This window comes from Arthrobacter sp. PAMC 25486, from assembly GCF_000785535.1.
GTDB lineage: Bacteria > Actinomycetota > Actinomycetes > Actinomycetales > Micrococcaceae > Specibacter.
The window spans coordinates 1,481,070-1,493,680 of record NZ_CP007595.1 but is presented as its reverse complement, the minus strand read 5'-3'; the positions used below and the strand labels follow the sequence as shown (position 1 = coordinate 1,493,680).

Sequence of the window (12,611 nt, the reverse complement as noted above, 5' to 3'; positions counted from 1 at the left end):
ACCTCGTTGGCTGGCAACCCTCCCCAACGATGGAGCTCCCATGAAGGACAACAGCGCTGCGCGCGGCCCTTTGGCGGCCTCGGGTCCCACTGAGAGCCCCAGCTGGAACATTCTGAAAAAATGTGTGGCGGTTGACGGCCTGGCCGTCATTGTCATGGTGGTGCTGGCCTTCATCTTCACCGACATGGACGGGGTGCTCAGCGTACTCTTTGGCTCCCTTTTGGTGATCGCCTTCTTTGGCTTGAGCTTGCTGGTGGGCCACCTGTTCTCCAAGAAAATGCCGGAAGCCGTCATGGGCATCTTTGTCATGACGTACTTCGTCAAGGTCGTGGGCTTTGCCGCGGTGCTTTTTGCGATGGGCACCCCTGGGTGGTTGAACAAGCCCTGGTTTGCCGGCGCGGCCGTTGCCTGTGTCTTGATTTGGCAGGCCACGGAAGTGGTTATCTTCTCCAAACAACGCTTCTTGTTCTTTGACGAAGCGGCGGCACCTGCCAAGGCGGCCGGCGATTCCACACCCGAACCTGATGCTGAGGGATCCTGACCATGAGCAAAAAGAACCCCGGACCAAATGAGCCTGACCACGTGGTGGTGCCGCCAAAGTCGAAAGACAACAAGCTGGACTATACGTACATTATTGGCGGAATCCTGCTCTGGGGTTTGATAGGGTGGGGACTGGACTTTTTATTCGACACTGCTTGGATTGTGTTCGCTGCCCTCCCCGTAGGGGCGGTCTGTGGATATTATCTGGCCAGGCATCATCAAAGCATGGCCGCTAATGATGATGGACAATCGCAATGAATCCCACCATCAGACTTTTTCACGGTGCTGACCATCTTGCGATGGGCCACCACATTTGCCCTATGACCGAAACTGCAGAGAGGACAGCGCGTTGACCGCGTTTGCGCTTCCGATGGCCTCGAATGACGGTGGCTTTGTACCACCGACGATTAGTGACACCCACCTCCCAGACATCCTTCCCTGGATGACCGAATACGGCACCGGTCTGGGCAAGCAAATGATCATGATCATCCTCTCGGTGATCTTGATTATTTGGTTCTTCAAAGCTGCGATCCGAAACCCGAAACTGGTTCCGGGCAAGGCCCAATTCTTCGCCGAAGGCTTCTACAGCTTCGCGCGCAACACTGTTGGCCGCGACATCATGGGTGAGAAGAACTTCCGCCCCTGGGTTCCGCTGCTGTTCTCAGTGTTCTTGTTTGTGCTGCTGAACAATATCTTTGGAGCTATTCCGTTCCTGCAGCTGCCCTCCTTCTCCCACGCAGGCAGTGCTTATGCAATTGCCTTGATCATCTACTTCACGTGGATTGGGGTTGGCGTTCAGAAGCACGGCATCAAGTACTTCAAGCTGGCAGTTGTTCCCACCGGTGTTCCCGGCTGGATCCTGCCGCTGCTGGTGCCGTTGGAAATCATCTCAAACTTCATTGTCCGCCCGCTGACGCACTCGCTGCGTTTGATGGCAACAATGCTGGCCGGCCACATGATTGTGGTTTTGGCAGGTAGTGGTGCGCAGTACCTGATCATGGAACAGGACAACATCCTGCTCAACGCCACTGGTGTTGCAGTAATTGCCGGTTCCGTGGCCATGTACTTCCTGGAATTGCTGATCATGATTCTGCAGGCGTTTGTTTTCACGCTGCTGACCGCGATCTACATCCAGGGCAGCCTTGACGCTGACGCGCACTAGCAACACCTAAGCATCACCACAATTTTTCTCGAATAAAAGAATCACCTCACAACCTGCCGGCACAACGCCGGTATCTTGAAAGGAACGAAATGGAACTCCACGGCTCGCTCAACATGATTGGCTACGGCCTGGCCGCTATCGGCTCGGCAATTGGTGTGGGCATGATCTTCGCCGCATACATCAACGGTGTAGCACGCCAGCCTGAAGCTCAGCGCATCCTGCAGCCCATCGCCCTGCTTGGCTTCGCCCTTGCAGAAGCATTGGCTATCCTTGGCCTGGTCTTCGCCTTCGTCGTTGGCGTCTAGTCCAAAGACGTCTCGTCCCGAGTAATCGGGGTACGAAATGTTCACGGACAAATATCAGATAAGGATAAGTGAGAAATGATTACCGCAGAAGTAATCCTCGCTGCTAGTGAGGGTGCCAACCCGCTCCTGCCAAACTGGTGGGAAATTCTAGTAACCGCTGTAGCTTTCGCTGTCCTGCTCTTCGTGGTGACAAAGTTCATCGCACCCATCTTTGAGAAGTCATACACGGATCGTGTAGAAGCCATCGAGGGTGGGATTGAGAAGGCGGAAGAGGCCCAGGCCGAAGCTAACGCCCTCTTGGAGCAGTACAAGGCCCAGCTTATGGACGCTCGCACGGAAGCCAATGGCATCCGTGAGACCGCCCGTGCAGAAGGCGCCCAGATCCTGGCAGACCTGAAGGCGAAGGCTGCAGAGGAATCTGCACGCATCACCGCTCAGGCACAGGTTCAGATCGAATCCGAGCGTGTTGCCGCAGTGAACTCCCTCCGTACCGAGGTTGGCACGTTGGCTACATCGCTGGCAAGCAAAATCGTTGGCGAAGCCCTCGATGACGATGCGCGTTCCAACCGCGTGGTTGAGCGCTTCCTGGCCGATCTGGAAAACCAGTCGAACGCGGGTGTATCGAAATAATGGCAGGTGTATCGAGCAAGTCATTGGCAGCGGCTCTGGAGTCGTTGGAACCCAAGCTCGCCACTGCGTCGATCGCATTGGCGCAGGACCTCTTTGCCATCTTGGGGCTGCTTGACAGCAACGCCGGCCTGCGCCGCGCCTTGACCGATCCCACTCGCGAGAGTGCGGCCAAGGTTGCCCTGGCCACCAAGCTTGTTTCCGGAAAGGTCAGCGCCCCGGCGCAGGAGCTTTTCCTGGAATTGGTTGCCGCACGATGGAGCTCGGCACGTGACCTGGGCGATGCACTGGAAGTCTCGGCAGCAACATCGGCGATCGCAGTTGCTGAAGGTCAAGGCGACGGTTCTGCCAACCTGGACAAGCTTGAAGAGGAACTCTTCGCGTTCATCCGAGTTGTTGGGTCCAGTCATGAACTGCAGCGCGCATTGGACGATCCACAGGCCTCGGCGTCAGCCAAGGGCGCTTTGGCGCTCAAGGTTGTTCCCCAGGCAGGTGAGGTCGCTGCGCTGTTGATCCGCCAGGCCGTGGCAGCCCCTCGCGGGCTCAAGCCTACGGCCTTGGTGCAACGTTTCGTGGAATTGGTTGCCAAACGCCAGCAGCGTTGGATTGCCTACGTCAGTGTCACCCGTGACCTGAGCGCAGAGCAGACCACTCGTCTGGCGGCCGGCTTGAACAATCTCTATGGTCGCGATTTGAAGATCAATGTCAACATCGACCCGACATTAGTCGGCGGGATCAAGGTTGTCGTGGGGGATGAGGTTGTTGACGCAACCGCAGCCACACGATTGAACGATCTTCGCCGCCGGTTGGCAGTGTAGGAAACGCTTCGTTTCCTTGACAGCCAGTCCACAACAGACTGAATCAAACATTTAGGTTGCCGCCACACACTGATTTAGGCGGCAACCACAACTTAGGAGAGCAGGGACTGCAGATGGCCGACTTGACCATCAATGCCGACGACGTCCGCAATGCCTTGAATGAGTTCGCAGCGTCCTATGAACCGGGCAACGCAGAGCGCGTCGAGGTTGGCCGCGTCACCACGGCAAGTGACGGCATTGCCAAGGTAGAGGGTCTTCCCTCTGTCATGGCCAACGAGCTTCTTCGTTTCGAAGACGGCACACTGGGCTTGGCCCAGAACCTGGATACACGCGAGATCGGTGTGGTTGTCCTTGGCGACTTCACCGGCATTGCCGAAGGCCAGCAAGTCCACCGCACCGGGGAGATCCTCTCCGTGCCGGTTGGCGACAACTTCCTTGGCCGTGTCGTTGACCCCTTGGGTCAGCCGATTGACGACCTGGGCGAGATTGAACCCGAAACCCGCCGTGCCCTGGAACTCCAGGCCCCCGGTGTTACCGAGCGCAAGTCGGTTCACGAACCGCTGCAGACCGGTATGAAGGCAATCGACGCGATGATCCCGATCGGCCGTGGCCAGCGCCAGCTGATCATTGGTGACCGCCAGACAGGCAAGACGGCCCTGGCCGTTGACGCCATCATCAACCAGAAGGCCAACTGGGCTTCGAACGATGTCAAGAAGCAGGTTCGCTGCGTTTACGTGGCAATCGGCCAGAAGGCATCGACCATTGCTGCTGTTCGCCAGACCCTGGCTGACAACGGTGCCCTGGAGTACACCACCATCGTGGCGTCTCCGGCATCTGACCCGGCCGGTTTCAAGTACTTGGCACCTTACGCCGGTTCGGCCATTGGCCAGCACTGGATGTACGGCGGCAAGCACGTTCTGATCGTGTTTGATGACCTGTCCAAGCAGGCTGAAGCCTACCGCGCCGTGTCACTGCTGCTGCGCCGCCCGCCGGGCCGCGAAGCATACCCCGGTGACGTCTTCTACCTGCACTCCCGTCTGCTCGAACGTTGTGCCAAGCTCTCTGACGAGCTCGGTGCAGGTTCCATGACCGGCTTGCCGATCATTGAGACCAAGGCAAACGACGTTTCGGCGTACATCCCGACCAACGTCATCTCCATCACCGATGGTCAGATCTTCTTGCAGTCGGATCTCTTCAACGCCAACCAGCGTCCCGCAGTGGATGTAGGTGTCTCTGTCTCCCGCGTTGGTGGTGCAGCACAGGTCAAGGCCATGAAGAAGGTTGCCGGTACGTTGAAGCTGGAACTGGCTCAGTACCGCGACATGCAGGCGTTCGCCATGTTCGCATCGGACTTGGATGCTGCCACCAAGCAGCAGCTGACCCGTGGTGCGCGTTTGATGGAACTGCTCAAGCAGGGCCAGTACGCACCGTTCCCGGTTGAGAACCAGGTTGTTTCAATCTGGATGGGCACCAACGGCTACCTGGACAACGTCCCGGTCGAGGATGTTCTCCGCTTTGAGACCGAGTTCCTCGAGCACCTGCGTCACAACACGTCGATCCTGACCACGCTGGCTGAAACCAACCTGCTGGAGCCTTCGACGGTAGACGCGCTCAAGTCCAATATTGACTCCTTCAAGAAGGGCTTCTTCGCGGAGGGCGACAACCAGTTGGTTGGCGCCGGCCACGAAGAGTTCGATGCGCTTGCCGCAGAAGACGTCGACCAGGAAAAGATCGTCAAGCAGAAACGCTGACACCATCTCCTACTTAGCTTGCCGGTCCGCGAGGACCGGCAAGCTAAGTAAAGGATAAGGAAAGGACAAACATGGGAGCCCAGATACGGGTTTACCGCCAGAAGATCTCATCGACCACGTCGATGCAAAAGATCTTCAAGGCGATGGAACTTATCGCCGCGTCCCGCATTGGAAAGGCACGCGTGCGTGTCACGGCGTCATTGCCGTATTCCAATGCGATCACCCGTGCCGTTTCTGCCGTAGCGTCCCAGTCCGAGGTCGACCACCCGCTGACCACCGAGCCCGAACAGATCCGCCGGGCTGCAGTATTGGTCATGACTTCAGACCGTGGTCTTGCCGGTTCCTACTCCGCCAGCGTGTTGAAGCAGGCAGAGCACCTCATCGAATTGCTGCACGGGGAAGGCAAGGACGTCTCGACCTATTTGGTCGGCCGCAAGGCTCAGGCGTACTTCGACTTCCGCGGCCGCGATTACGCCAAGGTGTGGACCGGTGGAACTGACGCACCGGAATTTGAAACTGCACGTGAACTGCGCGAGGTCCTGCTGAAGGATTTCGCAACTGACTTTGAAGAGGGCGGCGTGGATGAAATTCACGTTGTTTACACCCAGTTCAAGTCGATGGTTGTTCAGGAGCCGACAGTAATTCGTCTGCTGCCGCTGGAAGTGGTGGAAGAAGAAGTTGAATCCTCAGCCGATCTGCTGCCGCTGTACGAATTCGAACCGCAGGCTGAAGACGTCCTGGACGCACTGCTGCCGCGGTACATCGAGTCACGCATCTTCGCCGCCCTGTTGCAGGCCGCAGCTTCCGAGCTCGCAGCACGCCAGCGGGCCATGAAGACCGCAGGCGACAACGCCAGCGATCTGATCAAGAAGTACACGCGTCTTCGTAACAACGCCCGGCAGGCCGAGATTACGCAGGAGCTCTCCGAGATTGTTGCGGGCGCTGATGCGCTCAACGCCTCTTAGCAGCCCCATTCATACTTATTCAATGCCATCTACACAAGTGAAGTGAGAGAGATGACTGCCCAACTTAACGAGCAGGGAACCGCTGCGAAGGCCGGTGCCACAGGCCGCATCGCGCGCGTCATCGGCCCGGTTGTCGACGTCGAATTCCCGGCTGACGGCATTCCCGCCATTTACAATGCACTCACCACCGAGATCACTCTCAACGGTGAGACCAAGACCATCACGTTCGAGACCAGCCAGCACCTTGGCGACGGTCTCATCCGCGCCATCTCCTTGCAGGCCACCGACGGACTCGTCCGCGGCACCAGCGTGCAGGACAAGGGTGCACCGATCACCGTGCCCGTGGGCGACGGCGTCAAGGGCCACATCTTCAACGTCTTGGGCGAACCCCTGGACGTGAAGGAATCGGAGCTGAACATCTCCGAGCGCTGGCCCATCCACCGCAAGCCCCCGGCATTTGCCAGCCTCGAAGGCTCCACGGAGATGCTCGAGACCGGTATTAAGTCGATTGACCTTCTGACCCCCTACATCAAGGGTGGAAAGATTGGTCTGTTCGGTGGTGCCGGTGTCGGCAAGACCGTTTTGATCCAGGAAATGATCACCCGTGTTGCCCGCAACTTCGGTGGTACTTCGGTATTCGCCGGTGTTGGCGAGCGCACCCGTGAAGGTAACGACCTTTGGGTTGAAATGGAAGAAGCCGGTGTTCTGAAGGACACCGCGCTAGTCTTTGGCCAGATGGATGAGCCGCCGGGAACGCGTCTGCGCGTTGCCCTGTCGGCACTGACCATGGCTGAGTACTTCCGCGACGTGCAGAACCAGGACGTGTTGCTCTTCATCGACAACATCTTCCGTTTCACGCAGGCCGGTTCGGAAGTTTCCACGCTGCTGGGCCGCATGCCTTCCGCCGTGGGTTACCAGCCCAACCTGGCCGATGAGATGGGTCTCCTCCAGGAGCGCATCACCTCGACCAAGGGTCACTCGATCACGTCCATGCAGGCCGTTTATGTGCCTGCTGATGACTACACCGACCCGGCCCCGGCCGCGACCTTCGCCCACTTGGATGCGACCACGGAACTTTCCCGTGAAATCGCTTCACGTGGCCTGTACCCGGCCATCGATCCGCTGACTTCCACCTCACGCATCCTTGACCCGCAGTACGTCGGCCAGGCGCACTACGACACTGCTGTTCGTGTCAAGCAGATTCTGCAGAAGAACAAGGAACTCCAGGACATCATCGCGATCCTCGGTATCGACGAGCTCGGTGAAGAGGACAAGATCGTTGTATCGCGTGCTCGCCGTATCCAGCAGTTCCTGTCGCAGAACACCTACACGGCCAAGCAGTTCACGGGCGTCGAGGGTTCCACGGTTTCCATTGCCGACACCATTGAGGGCTTCACGGCCATCTGTGACGGCGACGTTGACCACATTGCCGAGCAGGCGTTCTTCAACATCGGTGGCATGGACGATGTAGAGCGTCAGTGGGCTGCAATCCAGGAATCGACTAAGTAAGCATGGCTAACCTCGAAGTTGAAATCGTAGCTGCGGACCACTTTGTGTGGTCCGGTGCAGCGACCCTCGTCAAGGGGTTCACCAGCGAGGGCGAGATCGGCATTCTGCCAGGTCACACCCCGTTGCTCGCGGTTTTGGCGCCGGGCTTGCTGGAAATCGCTCCTGTTGACGGTCCCCGCTTCTTTGCTGAAGTGGACGGCGGCTTCTTCTCGGTTGACAGCAACCGGGTTGTCATCGTTGCTGACAATGCGCAGTTGAAAGACAGCGCAACGTCTGGCGCAGGGATTCGCTAGCAATCTATTGATGAACGATCTCGGTTTTCCGTTCATCGCACTAGCCGGAGTGTTCGTGCTAGTTGTTATTACACTGTGCCTGTTCGGGGTGCGCCGCATGATGTTGCGGCGCGCCCTGGGCACAGTGGACGCCTCCATTTGCACAGTGAACAATCGCTGGGCAATGGGGGTTTGTCGTTATCAGGAGTCGGCCCTTGAGTGGGTGCGGCTCCTTTCGTTAAGCCCCCTGCCGTCCCGCACCATGAAGCGCAGCAAGATTGTGTTGGTGGGCCGCCGCGATCCCAGTGAGCTTGAACTGACGCGTGTGCCGCAGGGAACCATCATCGTGGTGCTCTCCTACGAAGGCGACGAGTTCCTGCTGGCCATGAAGTTTGGTGCCTATGCAGGGCTTTCCTCCTGGCTGGAGGCCGGCCCCCACACCGGGGTTGGCACGTGGCGCTGACAGCGGCTCGCAGTCATCCGGGACCCAGAAACTTACCAGCTAGCGGCGCTATTATCGCTTAGCTCCCGCTCCACAGGGTGAGAGTCCCTCCAAGAGTGTGGCGGACGCGTGAACGCAATAACCGAGCTGAGCCTGGTTGATGGCCCCGTTCCCATCGTTCTTTGGGCACTTTGCGCCGCAGGCCTGGGCGCCCTTCTGGTCCGCCGTTCCTGGCGCTGGTGGCTCTTCGGCGCCGCCGCAGCAGTGGCCGCCGCACTGCTCAGCATGGTGGCCGGATGGGCCGTCATCCACCTGTTTTATTGGTGGGCCGAAGACCTGCCCTCCGCCGTCATCCTCAACTTGGCCATCGCCCTGTGGGCACTCACCATGGGATGCACGACGGCGTTTGCCGGCTTGCGCCGTCGGCCCGGCCGCCGCCTGGCTCACCGGAGCAGCCGCGAGGTTCGGAGCAGCAGCCGCGCGGCTCTCCGCACTTCCCCGGCTCGGCGAATTCTGGCGGTCGTCGCGACGGTTGTGGTGCTGGCCGTCTCGGGCCTGCAGGTCAATGCCTACTTTGGCGAATACCCCACCGTGGGCAGCCTGCTGGGCCAGCAGCCCGCCGTGAGCACAATGCCGCTGCCGGTGCCGCACCACAGCAGTGACTCGCGATTCATGACCACGGCCGTTGCCAGCGGCTGGCAGCAACCAGCCGGGCTGCCTCGCACGGGAACAGTGCTCGCCGCGAAGATACCAGGGACCGTCTCCGGTTTCCACGGACGCGACGCCCTGGTGTACCTGCCGCCGGCCTACTTTGCCGCCCAACGCCCGGTGCTGCCCGTGGTGGTCCTTGTCAGCGGGCAGCCGGGCTCACCGGAATCGTGGCTGCGCTCCACCAACCTTGTTTACGACCTCGACGCCTACGCAGCCTCCCATGGTGGACTTGCCCCACTGGTGGTCCTTCCCGACCCCAATGGCAGCGACGAGAAGAACACCATGTGCATGGATTCCGCCCTGGCCAGGGCGGGAAAATACATGTCAACGGACGTGCCGAACTGGATCAAGTCCCATCTTGACGCCGACACCAACCCCGCCCACTGGGCCATTGGCGGGTTCTCCTATGGCGCCACCTGCAGCCTGCAGATGGCCACCCGCCATCCTGATGTCTTCCAGACGTTCATGGCCGTTGCGCCGGAGCGCGAGCCCGCCCTTGCCTCGAAACGCTCCGTCACGATCGGCAGGGCCTTCCACGGGGACGCTGCCGCCTTCGATTCCCAGCTCCCCCTGACCCTGATGGCCAGGAACAACTATCCGAATACTCACGGCTGGTTTGCCTCGGGCAGCTCGGATGTCACGTATTCTGCCAATGTGAAGGTATTGCAGAAGGCGGCACGGCGGGCCGGCATGACCACGGAAAGTGCCACCTTTCCCGGAGGGCATTCCTGGTCCGTGGCCAATGAGGCGCTCAAGCCCGGACTGGCGTTTGTCTACACCAGAATTGGCCTGCCATGACGACGGCGGTCCTCGCCTGGTTGCGCAGGACGCCTTTCGCCACGGCGATGATGGCTGCCACCATCATCGTCCATCTTGTGGCCGTTGGCTGGTTTGACCGGCTGCCCCGGCATTTAGCGGGGGAGTGGGGGTTCCAGGCGTCCGACCTGGCCGGCGGCCATTGGTGGAACATGCTCACCACCCTGTTCCTGAGCACCAGCACAGCCTCAATGCTGCTGGGCGTGGCGGTGCTGGGCGTGGCGCTGGGACTGGCCGAGTTCACGGTGGGGACCCGCCGCGCGGCGGGACTTTTTCTCGCAACGCAAGTGGCCGCCGTCGTGCTTTATTCAGGAATGCTGGTACTGGGGAACCTGACCGGGATCGACCTGCCGGCGGGCTCCGCGCAGGCCACACTGCTGGGACCGTTTGCCGCGTCGGCGGGCACGCTGCTGGCGGCCAGCCCTGCTATCAGCGTGCTGTGGCGGCGGCGCGTGCGGGTTCTGGTGCTGGCCACCTCGCTCATGCTCAGCGTGTATGTGGGGCATGCGCAGCACACGTTCATCCTTCTCGCCTCGGTTGCCGGGCTGCTGCTCGGCATGGTGCTGGTGAAGGCCGTGGGGCATGGCCTGGTGGGCCATTCCACCAGCCGTGAAGTGCGCACGAACTTGGCCATGGTGGTGGCGGTTTTTGCCGTGGGCCCGCTGGCCGCCGCGATGGCGCATGTGCCGGTGGGGCCGTTGGCCGTGCTGCGCACGTGGATCACCAGCCAGGACACGGCCATGATGCCGGGGACCGGGACGTGCGTGGAGGCGCTGGCGGCCTGCCACGGCACGGTGCACAACCTGGGACTGCTCGGTTCCGGCAGCCACCTGCTGGCCCTGATGCCCATGGTGCTGCTGCTTGTCTGCGCCGAGGGGCTGCGACGCGGGAACCGGCTGGCGTTGTGGGCGGCTGTGTATGCGCACCTTGTCATTGGCCTGGTGTCGGCGTTTTACTTTCAGGTGTTCGCCGGTGTCGGCCTGTCGCTGCGCCGCGGGCACCGCAGCCTGGGCATCAGTGAATCCGTGTGGGAGCTGCTGCCCGTGGTGCTGGTGCCGGTATTGATCGCCGTGCTGCTGGTGGTGTTCCGGCGGCACTTTCGGGTGGACCCGGACCCGGTCCTGCGCCGCCGCTCGATCGTGTACCTGCCGCTGATCCTGCTGGCGTTCATTGCCCTTTACACGATTGCCTGGCTGGCGGAGGGGAACCTGGCGAGCAGCAAGCTTGGCCTGGTGGCCCTCGTGGCGAGCCTTCCACGGATCGTGCTGCCTTACCCGTTTCCATTCAGCTACTCAGCCAGCGTGTATCCGCACGGCTTCTTCTCGGAAATGCTGTTCAGCTTTGGCGGACCGGCACTGTGGTTGATCAGCGCCATCGGCATTCTGGGCGTCTTCCTCAGCCGGCACCTGCGCCTTGGCACCGGTGAACGGGAGCGGGTCCGCACGTTGGTCAGGATGGGAGGGGACTCGCTGTCGGCGATGGTGCTGTGGCCCAATAATCAGTACTGGTTTAATGCTGAGCGCACCGTGGGCGTGGCCTACCAGCTGCACAATGGTGTGGCCGTCACGGTGGGCGGGCCCTTCGGCAACCCGACGCACTATGAACAGGCGATCGATGAGTTCCTTGACTACTGTGCCGATGAGTCGCTGACGGCCTGTTTTTATTCGGTCAACAGCACCCCCACGGAAATACTGGAGCGCCGGGGCTTCAAAGGCATCGCAGTGGCGGCGGAAACCCTGCTGGATATACGCACCATGGACTTCAAGGGCAAGGACTGGCAAAATGTGCGCACCGCCCTGAACAAGGCGGAAAAGCTTGGCGTCACAGCCCTATGGGTGCCCTACAGCGAACTGACCACGGGCCAGCGCACCCAGGTCAAGGAGATCTCCGAGGACTGGGTCTCAGGTCAGGCGCTGCCGGAACTGGGCTTCACCCTGGGCGGGCTGGAGGAGCTGCAGGATGAGAACGTCCAACTATGCCTGGCCATTGATGCCGAGGGGAAGATCCACGCCGTCACGAGCTGGCTGCCGGTGTATTCCGAAGGCACCGTGGTCAGCTGGACCCTTGACTTCATGCGCCGCAATTCAGGGTCCTTCAACGGTGTCATGGAGTACCTGGTGGCCCAGGCCGTGAAACACTTTTCCCCGACGGTGGAGTACATCTCACTTTCGGGTTCACCGCTGGCGGGCAGTGAGGACCTGGAAGGCAGCCTGGGGCGGATACTTGCCCTGCTGGCCCGCACACTGGAACCCGTGTACGGGTTTGCCTCGCTGGCCAACTTCAAGCAGCGCTTCAAACCGCGACACCGCTCCCTGTACTTGATGTACCAGGACCCGTTGTCGCTGCCCGCCATCGGCCGGGCCGTGGGCGAGGCCTATATGCCCAACATGTCCGTTCGCTCCCTGGCAAGGGCGCTGCGTAAGCCATAGGCGGGCCGTCGAGAGGGGGGCCAAGTCGATGCTTCTGGCGGCCCCATTCATCGAAAATGGGCCAGCCCCGCGAAGAGGGCGCGACTTTGGCGGCATCTCACGAGGCGGGGCCATTTTCGGCAAAGCGGGCGCTCAACGGCGCGGGTTGTGCCCATTCTCGGCGAGGTGGGCGTGGTGGGCAATGCGGGTGAGACCCCTTCTCAGCGAAGCGTCCGGGGCAAATGAGCCCACTGCGCACATTTTCCGGAGTCGTCAACATTCGCC

Annotated in this window: 13 protein-coding genes; all 13 read left to right on the top strand. The window is 60.6% G+C overall.

The features are described from left to right. Positions 1-40 precede the first annotated feature (40 nt). The 13 genes from art_RS06815 (at position 41) to art_RS06755 (ending at position 12,347) form a co-directional block, all read left to right on the top strand. Positions 41-541 (top strand): hypothetical protein, encoded by a 501-nt coding sequence (locus tag art_RS06815; RefSeq protein ID WP_038463397.1) that lies wholly within the window; start codon positions 41-43, stop codon positions 539-541. Between the two features lie 2 nt (positions 542-543). Further along, positions 544-798, top strand: coding sequence for a hypothetical protein (locus tag art_RS06810; RefSeq protein ID WP_157875186.1), 255 nt, complete (start codon positions 544-546; stop codon positions 796-798). 91 nt (positions 799-889) lie between these two features. Then, on the top strand, positions 890-1,702 hold the full coding sequence (gene atpB / locus art_RS06805) for a F0F1 ATP synthase subunit A (protein ID WP_038463393.1): 813 nt from the start codon (positions 890-892) through the stop codon (positions 1,700-1,702). An 89-nt stretch (positions 1,703-1,791) separates the two neighbouring features. Then, on the top strand, positions 1,792-2,007 hold the full coding sequence (locus tag art_RS06800; protein ID WP_038463392.1) for an ATP synthase F0 subunit C: 216 nt from the start codon (positions 1,792-1,794) through the stop codon (positions 2,005-2,007). A gap of 78 nt (positions 2,008-2,085) precedes the next feature. Next, a complete protein-coding gene (locus art_RS06795; protein ID WP_157875415.1) occupies positions 2,086-2,637 on the top strand; it encodes a F0F1 ATP synthase subunit B in 552 nt (183 codons plus the stop codon). Continuing rightward, entirely contained in the window at positions 2,637-3,452 is an 816-nt protein-coding gene (locus tag art_RS06790) for a F0F1 ATP synthase subunit delta (protein ID WP_038463386.1), read from the top strand. Before art_RS06795 ends, art_RS06790 begins: the two co-directional genes overlap by 1 nt. A 113-nt stretch (positions 3,453-3,565) precedes the next feature. Beyond that, a complete protein-coding gene (gene atpA / locus art_RS06785) occupies positions 3,566-5,203 on the top strand; it encodes a F0F1 ATP synthase subunit alpha (protein ID WP_038463384.1) in 1,638 nt (545 codons plus the stop codon). Positions 5,204-5,274: 71 nt separating this feature from the next. After that, a complete protein-coding gene (locus art_RS06780) occupies positions 5,275-6,168 on the top strand; it encodes a F0F1 ATP synthase subunit gamma (RefSeq protein WP_038463382.1) in 894 nt (297 codons plus the stop codon). A gap of 51 nt (positions 6,169-6,219) precedes the next feature. Next, positions 6,220-7,677, top strand: coding sequence for a F0F1 ATP synthase subunit beta (gene atpD / locus art_RS06775; protein ID WP_038463380.1), 1,458 nt, complete (start codon positions 6,220-6,222; stop codon positions 7,675-7,677). A 2-nt stretch (positions 7,678-7,679) separates the two neighbouring features. Continuing rightward, the gene (locus art_RS06770; RefSeq protein WP_038463379.1) at positions 7,680-7,970 is read left to right on the top strand and encodes a F0F1 ATP synthase subunit epsilon; all 291 of its coding nucleotides are present in this window, start codon (positions 7,680-7,682) and stop codon (positions 7,968-7,970) included. Positions 7,971-7,980: 10 nt separating this feature from the next. Continuing rightward, the gene (locus art_RS06765) at positions 7,981-8,412 is read left to right on the top strand and encodes a DUF2550 domain-containing protein (protein WP_038463377.1); all 432 of its coding nucleotides are present in this window, start codon (positions 7,981-7,983) and stop codon (positions 8,410-8,412) included. 108 nt (positions 8,413-8,520) lie between these two features. After that, a complete protein-coding gene (locus art_RS06760; RefSeq protein WP_038463375.1) occupies positions 8,521-9,900 on the top strand; it encodes an alpha/beta hydrolase family protein in 1,380 nt (459 codons plus the stop codon). Beyond that, positions 9,897-12,347, top strand: a complete 2,451-nt coding sequence (locus art_RS06755; RefSeq protein WP_038463373.1) for a DUF2156 domain-containing protein — start codon at positions 9,897-9,899, stop codon at positions 12,345-12,347. The genes art_RS06760 and art_RS06755 overlap by 4 nt, the downstream gene beginning before the upstream one ends. Positions 12,348-12,611 lie beyond the last annotated feature (264 nt).

Excerpts from the sequence above, each read along its gene's own strand:
- art_RS06815 (WP_038463397.1), top strand. The coding sequence starts at position 41 with ATGAAGGACAACAGCGCTGCGCGCGGCCCTTTGGCGGCCTCGGGTCCC.
- art_RS06810 (WP_157875186.1), top strand. The coding sequence starts at position 544 with ATGAGCAAAAAGAACCCCGGACCAAATGAGCCTGACCACGTGGTGGTG.
- art_RS06800 (WP_038463392.1), top strand. The coding sequence starts at position 1,792 with ATGGAACTCCACGGCTCGCTCAACATGATTGGCTACGGCCTGGCCGCT.
- art_RS06790 (WP_038463386.1), top strand. The coding sequence starts at position 2,637 with ATGGCAGGTGTATCGAGCAAGTCATTGGCAGCGGCTCTGGAGTCGTTG.
- atpA (WP_038463384.1), top strand. The coding sequence starts at position 3,566 with ATGGCCGACTTGACCATCAATGCCGACGACGTCCGCAATGCCTTGAAT.
- art_RS06780 (WP_038463382.1), top strand. The coding sequence starts at position 5,275 with ATGGGAGCCCAGATACGGGTTTACCGCCAGAAGATCTCATCGACCACG.
- atpD (WP_038463380.1), top strand. The coding sequence starts at position 6,220 with ATGACTGCCCAACTTAACGAGCAGGGAACCGCTGCGAAGGCCGGTGCC.
- art_RS06770 (WP_038463379.1), top strand. The coding sequence starts at position 7,680 with ATGGCTAACCTCGAAGTTGAAATCGTAGCTGCGGACCACTTTGTGTGG.
- art_RS06765 (WP_038463377.1), top strand. The coding sequence starts at position 7,981 with ATGAACGATCTCGGTTTTCCGTTCATCGCACTAGCCGGAGTGTTCGTG.
- art_RS06755 (WP_038463373.1), top strand. The coding sequence starts at position 9,897 with ATGACGACGGCGGTCCTCGCCTGGTTGCGCAGGACGCCTTTCGCCACG.